Origin of the sequence: Intestinirhabdus alba (genome assembly GCF_009711095.1) — a bacterium.
Taxonomy (GTDB): Bacteria; Pseudomonadota; Gammaproteobacteria; order Enterobacterales; family Enterobacteriaceae; genus Intestinirhabdus; species Intestinirhabdus alba.
The window spans coordinates 38659-56209 of the sequence record NZ_WMJZ01000025.1; the positions used below are offsets into that span (position 1 = coordinate 38659).

Annotated in this window: 16 protein-coding genes; 3 read left to right on the forward strand and 13 right to left on the reverse strand. The window is 60.2% G+C overall.

Annotated elements, in window-relative coordinates; genetic code table 11:
• Positions 1 to 54 precede the first annotated feature (54 nt).
• Together nrdD and nrdG are read left to right on the forward strand one after the other, a co-directional pair.
• A complete protein-coding gene (nrdD, locus tag GJV78_RS16715; RefSeq protein WP_155109404.1) occupies positions 55 to 2193 on the forward strand; it encodes an anaerobic ribonucleoside-triphosphate reductase in 2139 nt (712 codons plus the stop codon).
• 902 nt (positions 2194 to 3095) lie between these two features.
• The gene (nrdG, locus tag GJV78_RS16720) at positions 3096 to 3572 is read left to right on the forward strand and encodes an anaerobic ribonucleoside-triphosphate reductase-activating protein (protein WP_155109405.1); all 477 of its coding nucleotides are present in this window, start codon (positions 3096 to 3098) and stop codon (positions 3570 to 3572) included.
• Here the strand turns inward: nrdG and GJV78_RS16725 are convergent.
• The 10 genes from GJV78_RS16725 to pmbA form a co-directional block, all read right to left on the reverse strand.
• Positions 3569 to 5479, reverse strand: a complete 1911-nt coding sequence (locus GJV78_RS16725) for a BglG family transcription antiterminator (RefSeq protein WP_167519613.1) — start codon at positions 5477 to 5479, stop codon at positions 3569 to 3571. The two genes, nrdG and GJV78_RS16725, sit on opposite strands and share 4 nt — an antisense overlap.
• A 63-nt stretch (positions 5480 to 5542) precedes the next feature.
• Positions 5543 to 6283, reverse strand: coding sequence for a 2-dehydro-3-deoxy-phosphogluconate aldolase (gene dagF, locus GJV78_RS16730; RefSeq protein WP_155109407.1), 741 nt, complete (start codon positions 6281 to 6283; stop codon positions 5543 to 5545).
• Positions 6274 to 7398 (reverse strand): DgaE family pyridoxal phosphate-dependent ammonia lyase, encoded by a 1125-nt coding sequence (locus tag GJV78_RS16735; RefSeq protein ID WP_155109408.1) that lies wholly within the window; start codon positions 7396 to 7398, stop codon positions 6274 to 6276. The genes dagF and GJV78_RS16735 overlap by 10 nt, the downstream gene beginning before the upstream one ends.
• Complete coding sequence (locus tag GJV78_RS16740; protein ID WP_155109409.1) at positions 7382 to 8515, reverse strand: amidohydrolase/deacetylase family metallohydrolase; 1134 nt, start codon at positions 8513 to 8515, stop codon at positions 7382 to 7384. Before GJV78_RS16740 ends, GJV78_RS16735 begins: the two co-directional genes overlap by 17 nt.
• A gap of 16 nt (positions 8516 to 8531) precedes the next feature.
• Complete coding sequence (locus GJV78_RS16745) at positions 8532 to 9176, reverse strand: DUF4310 family protein (RefSeq protein WP_155109410.1); 645 nt, start codon at positions 9174 to 9176, stop codon at positions 8532 to 8534.
• A gap of 11 nt (positions 9177 to 9187) precedes the next feature.
• Entirely contained in the window at positions 9188 to 9964 is a 777-nt protein-coding gene (locus GJV78_RS16750; RefSeq protein WP_155109411.1) for a DUF4311 domain-containing protein, read from the reverse strand.
• Between the two features lie 22 nt (positions 9965 to 9986).
• Positions 9987 to 10286: a DUF4312 family protein gene (locus GJV78_RS16755; RefSeq protein WP_155109412.1), complete on the reverse strand. Its 300-nt coding sequence runs from the start codon at positions 10284 to 10286 to the stop codon at positions 9987 to 9989.
• A 2-nt stretch (positions 10287 to 10288) separates the two neighbouring features.
• Positions 10289 to 10651: an SFCGS family glycine-rich protein gene (locus GJV78_RS16760; RefSeq protein WP_155109413.1), complete on the reverse strand. Its 363-nt coding sequence runs from the start codon at positions 10649 to 10651 to the stop codon at positions 10289 to 10291.
• A gap of 10 nt (positions 10652 to 10661) precedes the next feature.
• Positions 10662 to 11000 (reverse strand): glycine dehydrogenase, encoded by a 339-nt coding sequence (locus tag GJV78_RS16765; protein WP_167519614.1) that lies wholly within the window; start codon positions 10998 to 11000, stop codon positions 10662 to 10664.
• 293 nt (positions 11001 to 11293) lie between these two features.
• Entirely contained in the window at positions 11294 to 12646 is a 1353-nt protein-coding gene (gene pmbA, locus GJV78_RS16770) for a metalloprotease PmbA (RefSeq protein ID WP_155109414.1), read from the reverse strand.
• A 94-nt stretch (positions 12647 to 12740) separates the two neighbouring features.
• Between pmbA and yjgA the strand changes: the two genes are divergently transcribed.
• Positions 12741 to 13292 carry a ribosome biogenesis factor YjgA gene (yjgA, locus tag GJV78_RS16775; RefSeq protein WP_155109415.1) on the forward strand — a complete coding sequence of 184 codons (552 nt, stop codon included), beginning with the start codon at positions 12741 to 12743 and terminating at the stop codon, positions 13290 to 13292.
• 119 nt (positions 13293 to 13411) lie between these two features.
• On the opposite strand, the gene GJV78_RS16780 is transcribed toward yjgA, so the two are convergent.
• The 3 genes from GJV78_RS16780 to GJV78_RS16790 form a co-directional block, all read right to left on the reverse strand.
• Complete coding sequence (locus GJV78_RS16780) at positions 13412 to 13936, reverse strand: GNAT family N-acetyltransferase (RefSeq protein WP_155109416.1); 525 nt, start codon at positions 13934 to 13936, stop codon at positions 13412 to 13414.
• A gap of 42 nt (positions 13937 to 13978) precedes the next feature.
• Positions 13979 to 15322: an APC family permease gene (locus GJV78_RS16785; protein WP_155109417.1), complete on the reverse strand. Its 1344-nt coding sequence runs from the start codon at positions 15320 to 15322 to the stop codon at positions 13979 to 13981.
• A gap of 392 nt (positions 15323 to 15714) precedes the next feature.
• A complete protein-coding gene (locus GJV78_RS16790; protein ID WP_155109418.1) occupies positions 15715 to 17460 on the reverse strand; it encodes an amidohydrolase in 1746 nt (581 codons plus the stop codon).
• Between the last annotated feature and the right edge of the window lie 91 nt (positions 17461 to 17551).

The window sequence follows — 17551 nt, forward strand, 5'->3', positions numbered from 1 at the left end:
TGCCTGCCTTCCCTGCCTTTGTGGATAACCTGTTCTTATAAATATGGAGTGATCATGACACCGCATGTGATGAAACGAGACGGCTGCAAAGTGCCGTTTAAATCAGAGCGCATTAAGGAAGCCATTCTGCGTGCAGCTAAAGCAGCGGGAGTCGATGACACAGATTACTGTGCCACCGTCGCAGAGATCGTCAGCAACCAGATGAACGAGCGCAGCCAGGTGGATATCAACGATATCCAGACCGCGGTTGAGAATCAGCTAATGTCCGGCCCCTATAAACAGCTGGCGCGCGCCTATATCGAGTATCGCCACGATCGCGATATTCAGCGCGAAAAGCGGGGCCGCCTGAACCAGGAGATCCGCGGCCTGGTGGAGCAGACTAACTCCGCCCTGCTGAACGAAAACGCCAATAAAGACAGCAAAGTGATCCCCACCCAGCGCGATCTGCTGGCCGGGATCGTGGCGAAGCACTACGCCCGCCAGCACCTGCTGCCGCGGGACGTGGTGCAGGCCCACGAACGCGGCGAAATCCACTATCACGATCTCGACTACTCCCCCTTCTTCCCGATGTTCAACTGCATGCTGATCGACCTGAAAGGTATGCTGACGCAGGGCTTCAAGATGGGGAACGCGGAAATCGAGCCGCCGAAGTCGATCTCCACCGCCACCGCGGTAACCGCGCAGATTATCGCCCAGGTCGCCAGCCATATTTACGGCGGCACCACCATTAACCGCATTGATGAAGTGCTGGCACCTTTCGTCGCCGCCAGCTATCAGAAGCACCGCAAAACGGCGGACGAGTGGCAGATTCCGGACGCCGACGGCTACGCGCGCTCCCGCACGGAGAAAGAGTGCTACGACGCCTTCCAGTCGCTGGAGTACGAGGTAAACACCCTGCACACCGCCAACGGCCAGACGCCGTTTGTGACCTTCGGCTTTGGCCTCGGCACCAGCTGGGAATCGCGGCTGATCCAGCAGTCGATCCTGCGCAACCGCATCGCGGGGCTGGGCAAGAATCGTAAAACCGCCGTGTTCCCGAAGCTGGTATTCGCCATTCGCGACGGCCTGAACCACAAGTTCGGCGATCCAAACTACGACATCAAGCAGCTGGCGCTGGAGTGTGCGAGCAAGCGTATGTATCCGGATATTCTCAACTACGATCAGGTGGTGAAGGTGACCGGCTCCTTTAAGACGCCGATGGGCTGCCGCAGCTTCCTCGGCGTCTGGGAGAACGAAAACGGCGAGCAGGTACACGACGGCCGTAACAACCTCGGCGTGATCAGCCTCAACCTGCCGCGTATCGCGCTGGAGGCGAAGGGTGATGAGGCGGCTTTCTGGGCGCTGCTGGACGATCGCCTGGCGCTGGCGCGGAAAGCGCTGATGACCCGCATCGCGCGTCTGGAAGGGGTAAAAGCCCGCGTTGCGCCGATCCTTTATATGGAAGGTGCCTGCGGCGTGCGTCTGCAGGCGGACGACGACGTGGCGGAAATTTTCAAAAACGGCCGCGCGTCGATCTCGCTGGGCTATATCGGCATCCACGAAACCATCAACGCGCTGTTTGGCGAAACGCATATGTACGATAGCGAAGCGCTGCGCGCGAAGGGCGTGGCGATCGTCAGCCGCCTGCGTGAGGCGGTGGAGCAGTGGAAAGAGGAGACCGGCTACGGCTTCAGCCTGTACAGCACGCCAAGCGAAAACCTGTGCGACCGCTTCTGCCGCCTGGATACCGCCGAGTTCGGCGTGGTGCCCGGCGTAACCGACAAAGGCTACTACACCAACAGCTTCCACCTCGACGTGGAGAAGAAGGTGAACCCGTACGACAAGATCGATTTCGAAGCGCCCTATCCACCGCTGGCGAGCGGCGGCTTTATCTGCTACGGCGAGTACCCGAACATCCAGCACAACCTGAAGGCGCTGGAAGACGTCTGGGACTATAGCTACCAGCACGTGCCCTACTACGGCACCAACACGCCTATCGACGAGTGCTACGAATGCGGCTTTACCGGCGAGTTCGAGTGCACCAGCAAAGGCTTCACCTGCCCGAAATGCGGCAACCACGACGCCTCCCGCGTCTCGGTGACCCGCCGCGTGTGCGGCTATTTAGGCAGTCCGGACGCCCGTCCGTTCAACGCCGGCAAGCAGGAAGAGGTAAAGCGCCGCGTGAAGCACTTAGGCAACGGGCAGATCGGTTAAGCAGGCACTATTATTGCCCGGCAGAGCGACGCTTTTCGCAAAGCAACTGGCGCCAGGACAAGGCGGCAAGTAAGTGAATCCCGGGGAGCTTACAATAGTAAGAGACCCGGGTGAGCGAGCGCAGCCAACGCAGTAATGGCGTCAAAGCGCCGCGTGAAGCACTTAGGCAACGGGCAGATCGGTTAAGCAGGCACTATTATTGCCCGGCAGAGCGACGCTTTTCGCAAAGCAACTGGCGCCAGGACAAGGCGGCAAGTAAGTGAATCCCGGGGAGCTTACAATAGTAAGTGACCCGGGTGAGCGAGCGCAGCCAACGCAGTAATGGCGTCAAAGCGCCGCGTGAAGCACTTAGGCAACGGGCAGATCGGTTAAGCAGGCACTATTATTGCCCGGCAGAGCGACGCTTTTCGCAAAGCAACTGGCGCCAGGACAAGGCGGCAAGTAAGTGAATCCCGGGGAGCTTACAATAGTAAGTGACCCGGGTGAGCGAGCGCAGCCAACGCAGTAATGGCGTCAAAGCGCCGCGTGAAGCACTTAGGCAACGGGCAGATCGGTTAAGCAGGCACTATTATTGCCCGGCAGAGCGACGCTTTTCGCAAAGCAACTGGCGCCAGGACAAGGCGGCAAGTAAGTGAATCCCGGGGAGCTTACAATAGTAAGTGACCCGGGTGAGCGAGCGCAGCCAACGCAGTAATGGCGTCAAAGCGCCGCGTGAAGCACTTAGGCAACGGGCAGATCGGTTAAGCAGGCACTATTATTGCCCGGCAGAGCGACGCTTTTCGCAAAGCAACTGGCGCCAGGACAAGGCGGCAAGTAAGTGAATCCCGGGGAGCTTACAATAGTAAGTGACCCGGGTGAGCGAGCGCAGCCAACGCAGTAATGGCGTCAATTGAGAAGCGAAAATGAATTATCACCAGTACTACCCCGTCGATATCGTCAACGGCCCCGGAACCCGCTGCACGCTGTTTGTGGCGGGCTGCATCCACGAGTGCCCCGGATGCTATAACAAAAGCACCTGGCGGCTGAATTCAGGCAAGCCGTTTACTCCAGAGATGGCAGATCGGATTGTGCGCGATCTCAACGACACGCGCATTCGGCGTCAGGGGATTTCGCTGTCCGGCGGCGATCCGCTGCACCCGCAAAACGTACCGGATATCCTGCAACTGGTGCGGCGCATCCGCGCGGAGTGCCCTGGCAAAGATATCTGGGTCTGGACCGGTTATAAAATGGATGAGCTGAACGCCGCGCAGATGCAGGTGGTGGACCTAATCAACGTGCTGGTTGACGGCAAGTTTGTGCAGGATCTGAAAGATCCAATGCTGATCTGGCGCGGCAGCAGCAATCAGGTCGTACACTATCTGCGCCAGGTCACCTCTTAAAAACGGCTCACGCACGCCAGCGCCGTCGCCTGAAACGCCTCAAAGCTGCGACAGGCGTACAGCCGGGAGACGGCGCGATCGCGCAGAAAGGCGACGAAAATATCATAAATCGCCATCGCCTCTTCATACTGATTTTTACTGATGGCGAGTAAAAATATCACCCGCGCCGTTTCGTTGCCCCAGGCGATCCCCTGCGGGGCCAGCACGGTATACACTACCGTTTTCTTCGCCAGCAGGCCCAGAGCGTGAGGCAGAGCAATTCCATCGCCGAACATCGTGCTGACGATGGCCTCGCGCTCGATCACCGAAGGAAGAAATTGCGCATCGACAAACCCTTCACGCTGCAGCTGCCCGCACAGTTTTTCAAACAGCGTCGTCCGGTCCATCTCCTCCTCCACGATCAGAAAATGCTCTGCGTCGAAATAGTTGTTCAGCATCCACGGACGGGTTCGATCCACCAGCACCAGCCTGCCAATCTGCTCCAGCTGGTAGTCGGTGGGAAACGGCCCGATGGTCACCACCGGCTTGTCTTTTTCAGCGATACGGGCGGTGGAGATGACAAAATCTTCAGCGATGCTCTCCCGCCGCTCGTAGTCGCGCAGTCTCAGGGCGCGCACAAGCTTAATCTGCGGGTATTTTCGCCTCAATACCGCCTCGATCATCCGCACCATCGCGTTTCCGGCATCACACACCAGCGCCACGCTGGGCCGCCGCCGGTATCCGATGTCATAATTACGCTCCAGCCCCACCCCGATATGCAGCGCCAGAAAGCCGATCTCATTTTCGCTAATGGCGTACGGAGTATACTTCTCCCAGCCGGCGACGGCGGCCAGCGTGATATCCCAGGCCATCGGGTAGTGCTGCTTAATATTCTCCAGCAGCGGATTGGGGATCATGATCTGATAGCGCACCCGGGTGATCATGGTCTTAACGTGGGTCAGCAGATCGGCGCGCAGCTGGCGATCGGTGAGCAGGTTGTAGTTATACCGCGTATTGACAAAGGTAAGGAGGTAGTTGACCAACGCCTCTCCGTCGTCGGCGTTTATGGTGCCGGGCGTCCGCTCCTCGACCTGTCGCGCGGCAATCAGCACCTGTAGCCAGCTCTCTTCGGCGGCGGAGAGCGGCTTCTCCGTCAGACGCTGCAGCGCGCGGGCGATCTCGCGCGCCGCCCGGCTGACGGACTCCCCCACCGCTTCGCTTATGGCCTCCGAAAGCGGATACCCTTCGCCGATACGCCGCACCGCCACCGCGCAGTAGAGACGTAAAAACAGCGCCCCTTCGTCGGTAAGCTGGATCTGACAACGGCTGAAAATCTCCTCAAGTATCGGCTGGAGCAGCTCCAGCGCTCCGGCGCTGAGCGCCTCCCGGAACGCCAGCGGGCTGCCCGGTGCCTGCCAGCTCATCGTCCAGAGAAGATCGGTCAGACAGGTGCGAATCGCCGTTTCCCGACCAAACAGCTTTATGCCGTGCCGCGGGCGGGTTTCCAGCGTCAGCTGGTAGCGACCCAGCCGCTCGCGCACTTCCGCCATATCGTTTTGCAGCGTCGCACGGCTAACAAACCATTCGTCAGCCAGCGCCTCCAGCTTAAGAGAGAAGGCGGAGGTCAGAAAGCGCACCATCAGGCAGTGCATCCGTTCTTCGCTGGTGCGCGGGATCTCCGGCACGGCCCCCTGGCGAACAGAGAACAACCGATAGCTGTCCGGATCGTCGATTTTGAGCCGGTAACCGTCATTGCGGCTGAGAACAAACTGCGCGCCGTGTCGGATCAGCAGCGCGTTCAGCGCGGCAATATCCGCCCGAACGGTGCGCGTGGAGACCGACAGCCGCCGCGCCAGCTCGTCCTGGGGTAGCGGTTCGTTTTGCAGCATCTCAAATAACCGCGTTAAACGTGGGGTCGGAAATCGCACGTCGTTATCCTCTTACGCTTCGGGGCATTCTCTCTGCCCTCTCGCGAGCGGGAGGGCGACGTTCTACTTGAGCAACCTCTTGGTCACGGCCAGCAGCGCGCGCACATCCGCCGGACGGGTCTCGCCGCTGGATTTATCGATAATCGAACTGTAAATATGCGGGATAATTTTGCTCACCCCGGCGTCAAGAGCAATCTGCAGAATCGCCGCAAAATTCTCAGGATCAATACCGCCGGTAGGCTCAAGCCAGAAGTCGTGGCGGGCGCAGGCCTCCGCTACCGCCTGCAACTCTTCCCGGCAGCTCAGGCCGCCCATCGGAAAATATTTGATTGAGCTGCCGCCCATATCCTTCAGTAACGCAATGGCGCTATCGACCGGCACGATGGCGTCCGGTGCCCGGCTGCTCAGCGGGCCGGTGGAGATTTTCACCCACCCCGCGACGCCGGTTGGCGACACCAGCCCGTTGACCAGCGTCTCATTTTGCCCCAGCAGCGCGCGGCTGGCCGCCACGCCGGTAAACACCTGGTTGACGTGCTGCGGCTGCACCAGCCGGGAGATTTCGCTGACCATCGCCGACTGGTTCGGATCGCCCGCCCCCAGCCCGACGGAGAGCGCGTTATCAATAAGCGCCGCATAGTCGCGCATATCCGCCGCCGCGCTGGCGACGTCCGGGTAATTCTTTGAGAGCACGCCCACCAGCACATGCCCCTCCGCCGCCTCGTAAACGGCGCGGGCGTTCTCCTTCGAGCCTGCCAGCACGTTCAGGCAAACGCGATCGCGATAAAAATTTGGCGTCAGCCGCATATCTTTTTCTCCTGATTAAGCAGCTCGCCAATACGACGCGCCACAATGTCCAGCTGCGGGCGGTCCACGCTGCGCACATCCGCCTCAACGATCCCTTCATTGGCCTTATAGCCGCGAAAGTAGATGGCGTACTCACCCTGCTTAAGCGCCTCCACCAGCTCGCTGGCGGCAATACCGGTGACGGCTTCATCAAATTTAATCTCCGCCCTGGCGATGTCGCGGCCGGCGCTGTCCCAGACCACCCGGGCGCTGACGCCGTCAAGCCGGTTCAGCGCGCTGATAAACGGCGTCATTTTTTCCACCATCTCCGCTCCGCTCTCTTTTTTCGTCTGCAGATAAAGCTCAATGGCGCAGGTGAGGCCGAGAATACCCTCTTTGCCAACCTTCATCGCCCGGCCGATGCCCGCCGACTGCCGCTTCACCCACTCCACGTAGCGGGCTTTGCCAATCACCAGCCCACTGGTCGGCCCCTCGATGGCCTTGGCACCGCTGTAGATCGTCAGATCCGCGCCAGCGCGATAATAGCGCTGCAGATCCTCTTCCGCCGCGGCGTCGACGATCAGCGGCAGGTCGTGCTTACGCGCCACCTCCGCCGCCTGCTCCACGCTGAGCATACTTTTCTGCACGCAGTGGTGCGACTGAATATAGAGGAGCGCCGCCGTGCGCGGGGTAATCGCCGCCGCCAGCTGCGCCGCCGAACATTCGTTGGCATAGCCCGCCTCGACCGGCCTGCCTCCCCCCAGCGCGACCATCGCGCCGACCGGCGCGCCAAAGTTGACGTTGTGGCCCTTCGCCAGCACGATTTCGTTGTTTTCAATCGCCGTCATGTGCAGGTTTTCCAGCAGCCAGTCGCTCTCCTTCACCAGCACTGCCGCCACCGACTGGGCGATTCCCGCCGAGGCGCAGGAGACGATAGTCGCCCCCTCCACGTCCAGCAGCTTTGCAATGTATTCGCCGGTATGGTTAATCAACGTTCTCATTTCAAAGTACTGGCTCATGCCGGCCATTGCCGCCTGAACCACCTCCGGGCGCGGGGTGGAAACGCCGAGCGCCGTCATGCGCCCTGAGGTATTAATTACCTGTTTCAGATTGTATTTCTCAAAAATTGAAGGCATGTTCCGCGCTCCCTTGTTCGGTCATATAACCCCTGCCCGCCCGAATAGCGGCCAGCGGCACCAGCAGGGTATTCGCCTGCAGAGTGTTATGTTCGGCATCCACCAGCACCGCGGGCTGAGGCTTCAGCGTAAAGAGGGTTAAGTCGGCGTCCAGCCCCGGCAGCAGGCGACCTTTACTTTTCAGGTTCAGGGCGGCGGCGGCGTGAGACGTCACGCAGGCAATGACCTGCGGCAGCGTCATGCCGATGGCGAGAAATTTCGCCATCACGTTAGCCAGCGAATGCACCGGGCCGCTGATACGATTGCGGCAGTAGATATCCGAGCTGATGGTCCAGGGCAGAACCCCCGCGGCAATGGCGCGTTTCGCCACCGCAAAGCTCAGGCTGGCGGTGCCGTGGCCGACATCGAGGCGAACCCCGCGCGCCAGCGCCCGGCTGACCGAGGTCCGCAGCTTCCCCGTCGGGGTCAGTATGCGGTTGGGCTTGCCGTTATAGCAGTGGGTGATAATATCGCCCGCCGTCAGGCGGGTGGCGATCTCGTCGAGATCCGGCGGACAATTGCCGATGTGCACCATCAGCGGCAGGCCGCCGTTCTCTTTCTGCATCACCCTGGCGCGCTCCAGCGGCGCAATGCCGTTTTCTCCCACCACGCTGCCGCTCATCCGCGCCTTCAGACCGACAATAAAATCAGGATGGCGTTTCACCGCCTCTTTTACCGCCCCGGCGTCGATATTGGCCATTTCCGCCAGCTCGTTCTGGGCGATCAGCCCGACGCGGGAGATATTCAGCAGGGCGTAGACGTCGGTGGTCGCCCGGCGGGCCAGGGCGTAAAAGTCGTCAATATCGTCGGCACCGACGCTGCCCGCATCGATAACGGTGGTCACACCGGCGGCGATACCGACGCTGTCCGGCTCGTCATGGTATATCGGCGAGTTGGGATAGCAGTGAACGTGACAATCAATCCAGCCGGCGCTGGCGTAGTATTTTCCGCGCAAATCGATAGTCCTGGCGGCCGGGGCTGACAGCTCGCCGAGGGCGGCAATTTTTCCCCCCCGCAGGGCGATGTCGGTCACCGTGTCATCGACCAGCCGCGCACGACGCAGGAGTAAATCGAACATCTTTCTCTCCGCAGGGTTAGCTGATAGCAATCGGAAAGATTGCGCCTAAAACCATCGCGCCGAGGATCGCGCCGCCGGTGATCGGCTTCTGCCACAGGTAAAAAAGTAGGGCCCCGAGCAGAGAACCGACGCCGATGGGAATGGAAGCGCCCATCGCGCTAAGAACGATCAGCGGGCCAAGGAAGCGGCCGGAGGCGTTGCCGGCCCCCATCATTACATCCGCCCCGTAGGTGGAGTTGCTCTGGCTGATAGTGAATCTGCGCGCCAGAATAATGATGTAACCAATCCCCAGGCCGAGGATCAGGCCGGTCAACAGCGAGGCGATAAAGTTGGTCACCGGAAAATAGATGCCCGCCCCCAGCAGCAGCGCCGGAACGCCGAGGCCTACGCCGGTCTGTATTGCGCCGCCGATATCAAGGATCCCCACCAGCGAACCTTCGATGATTCGGGCGAACAGAAAGCTGGCACCAAACGCCGCCACCGCGCCGTAAACCCCGCTGTCCATTCCCGCCCGCAGCATAGAAACAAAGGCCACCTCGTTAAACGCGCCGATGCCGTACAGGTAATACATATGGGTTCCGGCGAACACGCCGGCGGAGAGCAGGCCAACAAAGATCGGAAACGACCAGTCGGCGTACCAAAACCCTCTATTTTGCTCCATTATGGCCTCCGTTATTTACCGCTGAGCGAGCTGTGGATCGCCTCGAGCCAGTCCGGTACGCTTAAGTGGAAGGACTGGATCATCTGCATGTCAAAGCCGCGGAAGAAGCCGCTCAGGATGAACAGCGCGACGATGGCCGCCATCATCACCTTCGTGACGTGGTTCCAGCCGCTCTCCTCCACCCCTTTGCCAATCAGGATGCCCAGCACCAGTCCGGGAACGGCGTTGCCCATAATCAGCTGCGCCGCGCCGCCGAAGACGGTGGCCCAGAATCCCGAACGTTTCCCGGCGTCGATGGCTGCCAGCCAGAAGATCACCGGCATCACGGTATTGACCAGCAGGTTGGCCGCCGGCACCAGCACCTTCACGGCGGTAACCTGCAGCGCCTCCGGCACCGACGAGGCGGTCAGGTTAAGAAAGGCGACGACGATCGCTCCGATAGCGCCGCAGGCAAACGCCATTCTGCGCGGATCGTGCAGCGTCTCGCCGAGGCGGCGGTTTTTGATCATCAGCGCCGCCGCCCCCCAGTTCGGAATGATGCGATGATCGACATCCTGAGTGAATGCGCCCGCCGCCACGGAGGAGGCCCAGGCGTTAAAGAAGAAGCCCAGACCGAAGGAGAAGTGCGAGGCCGGATCGCCTTCGCAGGCGTTCAGCTCCCCCAGCGTACGAAATGCCCCCATCCCCTGGCTATCGGGAGCATGGAACATCCGCGCCGCGCCCGCACCGACGCCGACGCCGACCAGCCCGCCGATAATCAGTGATTTTATTAAAATAATCATAAACATAGTTATGCCTTATTAGATCCAGTCAGCGCTGTACGACAAACGCCACCTCGTCCGGATTGATGGCGGTTACGCTGACGGTGACGTCCAGTTCCACGCTGTAGATGCGCCTCTCCCGGCGCAGAAAAAGGAGCAGAAAAGCCTCTTCACGTACCGCTTCACGCGCCTGAACGACCCGCACATCCTGCGGCTCAATGCGCAGCAGTACATGCGGCGAACCGGTCATCACCGCCGCCTGAACGCGGCTCAGGGCGTCGGCAAAGGCCTGAGCTTTGGCCTCGCCTTTACCGCGAACCCTTACCGTCGTGGTAAGCTGCGTTTTCATACTTAAGCGCCGTACTTTTTCTGCCACGCCTGCACCAGACGTTCGCCAAGCTCCTCTTTATCCATAAAGCCGAATCCCAGCACATTGCAGCCTTCGCCGATGGCGGTCACGCCCTCATCGATCGAACGCATCCCGTGTTTGGCCTTATAGCCATACTTATTCTGGGCGGTGATAGCGCCCGCGCCGCCGCTGCCGCAGAACGAGATGCCGAAATCGGCGTTTTCGGCCTTCATCACATCACCGAGCTTCATATCCGCCGCCACGCCGGGCACGACAACCGCGCGTCCGCCGGCCTTCTTCACGCCTGCGGCCACCTTCTGGCCTTTCCCCAGGCGATCGCCAATCACCACGGTAATCTGTTCCATTCGTTGCTCCTTAAAGGTTGTCTTTCGCGACTTCGAAATGTACCGACAGCAGCCATGCCTCCTCTTCCGGCAGGTTGCCGAAGGCCGCCACCACCTCGCGGGCAAGGGCCATCGATTCGGCGGAGATCTCATCAAACAGGCTGGCCTCCACCTCCGGCAAAGGCTCCCCGGTCACCGAGCGGTGCGCCATCGCGCGAACGTGGGAGGTCAGCATCTTCTCCTGCACGGCGTTGGGTACGATGCGGCGAGCGCGAAGCAGGGTGAAAACCTGCGCCAGCATACGCCCGGCCAGCTCTGCTATCCGCGCCGTCTGCTCTTCCGTATCGTTGATTACTGCTTCGTTATTCACTCATCTCACCCCATTCATAGTTCCAGGATAAAGCTAACGATGAGGGGGGGAAGTTTGTAGCGAATTATTTGCCACTTAGAAGCGGAAAGGCGGGCGACGCCGACGATCGACACCACAAAAAAGGCCAGCTGCGCACTTTATCGGCTAAAAAACGTGATACAAATCGCGCAATTTTTTGAAAAAGGAGGGAAAAAACCGGGCGGTCGCGGCGGTAAAAAAGCGCGAAAATGTGATGCAGGCAGGATTATGCAGCGGCGGCCTGACGGAAAAAAGCCGCCAGGCGCGAACGATGGCTATTGCCCGGCGATTTTCATCTCCGGCAGCAGCACTGAGCCACACTGTATATTGCTGCGCGTTTCAATATCGTCACCCACGGTGACGATATTGCGCCACATCTCCTTCAGATTGCCGGCGATAGTGATTTCGCTGACCGGATACTGGATCTCGCCGTTCTCCACCCAGAAGCCCGCCGCCCCGCGCGAGTAGTCGCCGGTGATGCCGCTCACGCCCTGGCCCATCAGCTCCGTCACTACCAGTCCGGTGCCCATCTCTTTAAGCATCTGCGCAAAGCTCAGCCCCCGCCCGGCAATGCGCCAGTTGTGAATGCCTCCCGCGTGGCCGGTGCTTTTTAGCCCCAGCCGGCGCGCGGAGTAGCTGGTCAGCAGCCACTGGGTCAGCACCCCGTCCTTCACGATATCGCGACGCTCGGTGCGCACGCCTTCACCGTCAAACGGCGAAGAGGCCAGCCCCTGCAGCAGGTGCGGATGTTCTTCAATGGTCAGCCACGCCGGCAGGATCTGCGTGCCCAGCGCATCGAGCAGGAAGGTGGATTTACGGTACACCGAGCCGCCGGCGATCGCCCCGACCAGATGGCCAAACAGCCCGGTCGCCACCTCGTTGGCAAAAATTACCGGTGCCTTCATGGTGGAGAGCTTACGCGGTGCCAGGCGGGATAAGGTGCGTCGCGCGCACTCAGCGCCGACCCATTCCGGGGTCTGCAGATCGCTTAAGCGGCGTCCGATGGTATAAGCGTAATCGCGCTCCATATCGCCGTTCTCTTCGGCGATCGCGCAGCTGGAGAGCGAGTGGCGGGTCGAGCAGTAGCCCTGCAGCATACCGTGGCTGTTGCCGAATACCTTGATGCCGTAATGGCTGTTAAAGCTGCCGCCTTCGGTGTTGGTGATGCGCTTATCCGCCTGCAGGGAGGTCTGTTCGGCGCGCGCCGCCAGCTCAATGGCCTCGTCGGGGGTAATCTCAGAGGGGTGGAACAGATCGAGATCCGGCGCGTCAAAGGCCAGCAGCTCTTTATCGGCGACGCCCGCGCACGGATCTTCGGAGGTGTAGCGGGCAATGTCCAGCGCCGCCTGTACGGTGCGGGCGATGGCCTGTGGGCTGAGATCGGTGGAAGAGGCGCTACCTTTACGATTCTGGTGGTAAACGGTAATCCCCAGCGCGCCATCGCTATTGAATTCGACGTTTTCTACTTCGCCATAGCGGGTGCTGACGCTGATGCCGGTGGTTTTGCTGACGGCCACTTCCGCCCCGTCCGACTTGCCGGAGGCTAACGACAGCGCCGTCGAGACCGCCTCTTCCAGAATCTTACGCTGCGCTTCAACTTGTGAGATTACTTTCATCGCAAATGCCATACTGTAAAAAAAGATTCTCTGAAGTCTAACAGAGAACCGTTTTTCAGTGCGCATCTTAACTGGTAACATTAGCCTCTTTTTTAAGGAGCCTGATATGACAAAGCAGCCCGAAGACTGGCTCGACGACGTTCCCGGTGATGACATCGAAGACGAAGACGATGAAATTATCTGGGTCAGCAAGAGCGAAATTAAACGCGACGCCGAGGAGCTGAAACGCCTGGGCGCGGAAATTGTCGATCTGGGAAAAAACGCGCTGGATAAGATCCCGCTCGATGCCGACCTGCGTAGCGCCGTGGAGCTGGCGCAGCGCATTAAGATGGAAGGCCGCCGCCGCCAGCTGCAGCTGATTGGCAAAATGCTGCGCAGCCGCGACGTGGAGCCGATTCGCCAGGCGCTGGACAAGCTGAAAAACCGCCACAACCAGCAGGTGGTGCTGTTTCACAAGCTGGAGCTGCTGCGCGACCGCCTGATTACCGACGGGGATGACGCCATCGCGGACGTGCTCAGGCTATGGCCAGAGGCCGACCGTCAGCAGCTTCGCTCGCTGATCCGCAACGCCAGGAAAGAGAAAGAGGGCAACAAAGCGCCAAAGTCGGCGCGGCAGATTTTCCAGTATCTGCGCGAACTGGCGGAAAACGAAGCGTAGCCAGCTCTGCGGACCAGCCGCCCGAGGGCTGGCCGGGCGTTTTTACCGCAAGCGCTGCGCGGGCAGCGCCACGCAATCAGGGGTTGCCGGAACGGCGCAGGAGCGCCCCGCCCCCCACTTTACTCTCCCATCACCTGACGACGCAGATCCTCACTAAAACGCCGATAGCACCCGGCGTCGATGGGCTGCGGATAGCTCAGTACAATCAGCCGATGAGCGTCCATTCCCTGATGATACGCCGGATGCGTATGCGGCCAGGGGTTCGCGTGGAAGCCCATCGATTCATAAAAGCGCAGCCGCCGACGCGCGATCTCGCTGGTCAAAGGATCGATCTCCAGCACGGTAAGGGGCGAGCGCGCCAGAATCCGCTCCAGCACCGCCCGGCCGTAGCCCCGCGAGCGCAGCGCGCCATCAATGGCCAGATGCTCAATATAGACGTATCCGTCAAAGGTCCAGCTGCCGCTCAGGCCAACAAAGATCTCGCCGTCAGACCAGGCCTCCAGCGCGTAGTCGGGGTGGCTTAACGCCCGGATTTTGGCGGGCGTTTCCCGCTGCTCGTGCCAGGGAAACGCCCCGGCGTACAGCGCGTCCACCCGGCGGAAAAGCGCAGAATCTAAAGTTATGATTTTTTCCTGAACAAGCATATTTCGATACCGACCTGGAAAAACGGCCCGCAGGCCGCGTCCTTATTTAATGAGATGGGCAATTTCGTCATAGTCCACCGCCGGCGGAGACCGGCGCAGGCCGCGCGTCATATACAGCAGCCAGACAAAGCCGATGGCCAGCCACACCAGCCCCACCTTCAGCGCGTCCGGGGCAAGGTGGGTCCACAGCCATATCGACATGCCTACCCCCACCAGCGGCAGCAGGCCATAGTGGAACAGCGCCCGCGGGCCGCGCCGCCCTTCGTTAATCAGGAAGTGTTTGATCACGCTGAGGTTGACGAAGGTAAACGCCACCAGCGCGCCGAAGCTAATCATCGACACCACCAGCTCCAGGCTCAGCTCCAGGGCGGTCAGCGAAATCGCCGCCACGAAGAGAATCGCCCGGTACGGCGTATGAAAGCGCGAATGCAGATGGAAAAAGACCTTACGCGGCAGCACGCCTTCGCGCCCCATCGCATAGAAGATACGCGATACGCCGGTCTGGGCGGTCATCGCCGAGGCATATACGCCGGTCAGGTAGGCCGCCATAAAGAAGTTATACATCCAGCGGCCGCCCACCTTTTCCGATACCACCAGGCTGGCGGTATCCTGCACCGGGATCAGCGACTGCCAGTCCGGATAGACCAGATGCGCGGCGTAGGAGACGGCGATAAAAATCACCCCGGCCAGCAGGACGGTGATGATAATGGCGCGCGGCAGCGTGCGTTTGGCGTCGTCCGCCTCTTCCGCCATGGTGGCGATGGCATCGAAGCCGAGAAACGCCAGGCACAGCACCGCCGCGCCGGCCAGCAGGCCGCTCAGATGTTCGCCGTTCACCAGCAGCGGACGCAGCAGCGCGTCGGGGCTTAAATCCGCCTGGCTAAATGAGAGCGCAATAAACAGCGCAATAAAAATAAACTGCGCCGTAATCAGCGTAACGTTAACGGAGGTCATTAGCCGTACGCCAAGTATATTCAGCATACTTACCGATATAATTGACGCCAGCACAAAGACGGATGCCGGGATAGCCGGAAATGCCTCATGCAGAAAAATGCCTAAAACAAGATAGTTGAGGATGGGCAGGAATAAATAGTCCAGAATTTGCGCCCAGCCAACCAGAAAACCCATTTTGCCGCCAAAACAGCGCTGTACATATGAATAAGCGGACCCCGCCAGCGGCAGCGTGCTGGTCATCCGACAATAGCTTAAGGCGGTAAAAAGAATGGTCACAATAGTGACAAGATAGGCAATGGGTAAATGGCCTTTACTCAGAACGGTAACCTGGCCATAGGTGGTGAAGACACCCAGCGGAACCATATAAGCCAGGCCAAAAGCGACCAGCGCAGGCGTTTTAAGCACTCTTCGTAACTGATGTGTTTGTGGCATTCCCTTATCATCTCCTGGCGCAGCTCTGGCACCGTTAAAAAGTATTTATCATCGTGAAAAAGACCGCGAATTTTTACATATGGCGCGGCGTTTTGAAAGAACAAAAGCCCCCCCTAAACGCTATCGCTTTTATCCCCGTCATACTTCAGGCTGCATATGCGTTGGCTGCGCTCGCTTACCGCCTTCATGCAACCCAAATTATTTAGGATATATATAAGTTACGTTTATTAAATTCCCGCTAAAAACATACATCGGCTAAATAAAAAATAAATTCAGCGGCACCGGAAAAAAAGTGTGAAGCCGTTTACAGGCGCGGCGAAGCGGCAGGCCCAGGCCTGCCGAAGCCCTTATTACTGGCCAGGATGTGCCGGACAGCAGGTTATCGGAAATAATCAGAGGGTCGCGGCCCGGGCCTGCCAGACAACCTTACCGCCGACGATCGTACAGGCCACGCGGGTGCTGAACAGCGTCTCCGGCGGGCGACTGAAAATATCGTCCTGCAGGATAATCATATCGGCCAGCTTGCCCGGCTCCAGGGAGCCGATTTCACCGTCGCGGGCAATCATCCAGGCCGCGTCGATGGTGGCGGAGCGCAGCGCTTCCGTCAGCGTCAGGTTGCGATCGTTATCCAGCCGCGGCCCGGCGGGCTGGCCTTCGCTGTCCCAGGCGCGGCGCGTCATGGCGACCTGCAGGTTGTACCACTCGTCAAGCCGATCGATAGGCCAGTCGCTGCCGTAGGCCAGCCGCACGCCGGCATCAAGGAAGCGCCCCTGCGGCTCCAGATGCTGAAAACGCGCTTCCCCGAGCATCGCCCGCTCCTCGTCGATCAGCACCGCCGGTAGCCCGGCCCACTGGTAGGAAAGCACCGCCGCGGCCCCCAGCGCGGCGAAGCGCGCGTACTGATGCGCCGCCACCAGCTCATTGTGCGCCAGGCCGGGACGAACGTCTTTTTCCGGCCAGGCCTGGCGCATCGCGCTTAGCGCGTCGAGGGCCATTTCAATAGCCCCTTCCGCCACCGTATGCAGATGCGGATGCACGCCCGCGCGCCCGCACTCGTGAATCAGCGCGTTAAGCACCTCGCGGGAAAAGTAGAGATCGCCGTAGCTGTCCGTTGCCGTTGGCTGCCAGTCCGGCCGCGCGTGGGTGCCCTGATTTTTACGGTACGGCTCCAGCAGCGACGCCGTCATGGTCGGCGGTTGCAGCACCCCGTCGACGAAGAACTTCACGTGGCTGAGGCCAAAGCCCGGCGCAGGCTGCCAGACCGGATCGTTCCAGCGCTGGTTAAACGCCACGATCTCCTCCAGCGCCCGCCGCGCGTCCTCCGGCCCGCTGACGCTGTCCGGGGTAATTTCGCGCGCTCCGCACAGGCGAATCGTCAGCTCACCGCCATCGCGCAGCGCCGCAAACGCCCGCAGCGGCTCTTCATCAACCCTGGTGTCCATGACCGTTGTTACCCCCTGCTGGTTAAGCACCTGCTGCACATGGCGGGCAATGAGCGCGCACTGGGCCGGCGTGCCGGTCGGAATACTGTCGAAAGCCCGCATCGCGGGCGCATCCTCCAGAATGCCGTTCAGGCGGCCATCCGCATCCCGGCCGATCTTGCCGTCCGCCGGCACCGGCGTGCTCTCGTCAATACCCAGCATTTGCAGGGCACGGCTGTTGGCCGCCAGGGTATGGCAGTCATTGGAGAACAGCACCACCGGCCGACGGGTGTTCAGGGTATCCAGCGCCCTGCGGCTCATGTCCGCCCCGGCGGGCACCATCGCCTGACGCTGCCAGGCGCGTACCGTAAGCCAGTCGTCCTGCTCTTTCAGCGGATCGGCGTCCAGGTGTTTCTGGATGCGCGCAAGGGTCTCTTCCACGGTCAGCGCCGCGTAGTCAAGATGGCAGCCCCGCAGCTGCTTACCGCCCCAAAAAGGATGCATATGGCTGTCGATAAGGCCGGGGAGGGCTACCCGCTGGTTGAGATCGACGATCTCCGTCAGCGGCCCCGCCAGCTTCAGTAGCTCGCGGCTGGCTCCGGTGGCGGTGATATAGCCATTTTTGAAAGCGATGGCTTCACAGAACGAATCGTTTCGATCCGCCGTATAAATTTTACCGTGGTGGTAAATCACATCAGGATTCAGGGAGTCAGTCATAGCAAGTAGGTTCCTGGAAACGCTGTTCATCCATAAGGTATTGAAAATAAATCCTTGCCGCCGGGACAAGGGAATAAAAAAGGCCAGACGG

Excerpts from the sequence above, each read along its gene's own strand:
- nrdD (WP_155109404.1), top strand. The coding sequence starts at position 55 with ATGACACCGCATGTGATGAAACGAGACGGCTGCAAAGTGCCGTTTAAA.
- nrdG (WP_155109405.1), top strand. The coding sequence starts at position 3,096 with ATGAATTATCACCAGTACTACCCCGTCGATATCGTCAACGGCCCCGGA.
- dagF (WP_155109407.1), bottom strand. The coding sequence starts at position 6,283 with ATGCGGCTGACGCCAAATTTTTATCGCGATCGCGTTTGCCTGAACGTG.
- GJV78_RS16735 (WP_155109408.1), bottom strand. The coding sequence starts at position 7,398 with ATGCCTTCAATTTTTGAGAAATACAATCTGAAACAGGTAATTAATACC.
- GJV78_RS16740 (WP_155109409.1), bottom strand. The coding sequence starts at position 8,515 with ATGTTCGATTTACTCCTGCGTCGTGCGCGGCTGGTCGATGACACGGTG.
- GJV78_RS16745 (WP_155109410.1), bottom strand. The coding sequence starts at position 9,176 with ATGGAGCAAAATAGAGGGTTTTGGTACGCCGACTGGTCGTTTCCGATC.
- GJV78_RS16750 (WP_155109411.1), bottom strand. The coding sequence starts at position 9,964 with ATGTTTATGATTATTTTAATAAAATCACTGATTATCGGCGGGCTGGTC.
- GJV78_RS16755 (WP_155109412.1), bottom strand. The coding sequence starts at position 10,286 with ATGAAAACGCAGCTTACCACGACGGTAAGGGTTCGCGGTAAAGGCGAG.
- GJV78_RS16760 (WP_155109413.1), bottom strand. The coding sequence starts at position 10,651 with ATGGAACAGATTACCGTGGTGATTGGCGATCGCCTGGGGAAAGGCCAG.
- pmbA (WP_155109414.1), bottom strand. The coding sequence starts at position 12,646 with ATGGCATTTGCGATGAAAGTAATCTCACAAGTTGAAGCGCAGCGTAAG.
- yjgA (WP_155109415.1), top strand. The coding sequence starts at position 12,741 with ATGACAAAGCAGCCCGAAGACTGGCTCGACGACGTTCCCGGTGATGAC.
- GJV78_RS16780 (WP_155109416.1), bottom strand. The coding sequence starts at position 13,936 with ATGCTTGTTCAGGAAAAAATCATAACTTTAGATTCTGCGCTTTTCCGC.
- GJV78_RS16785 (WP_155109417.1), bottom strand. The coding sequence starts at position 15,322 with ATGCCACAAACACATCAGTTACGAAGAGTGCTTAAAACGCCTGCGCTG.
- GJV78_RS16790 (WP_155109418.1), bottom strand. The coding sequence starts at position 17,460 with ATGACTGACTCCCTGAATCCTGATGTGATTTACCACCACGGTAAAATT.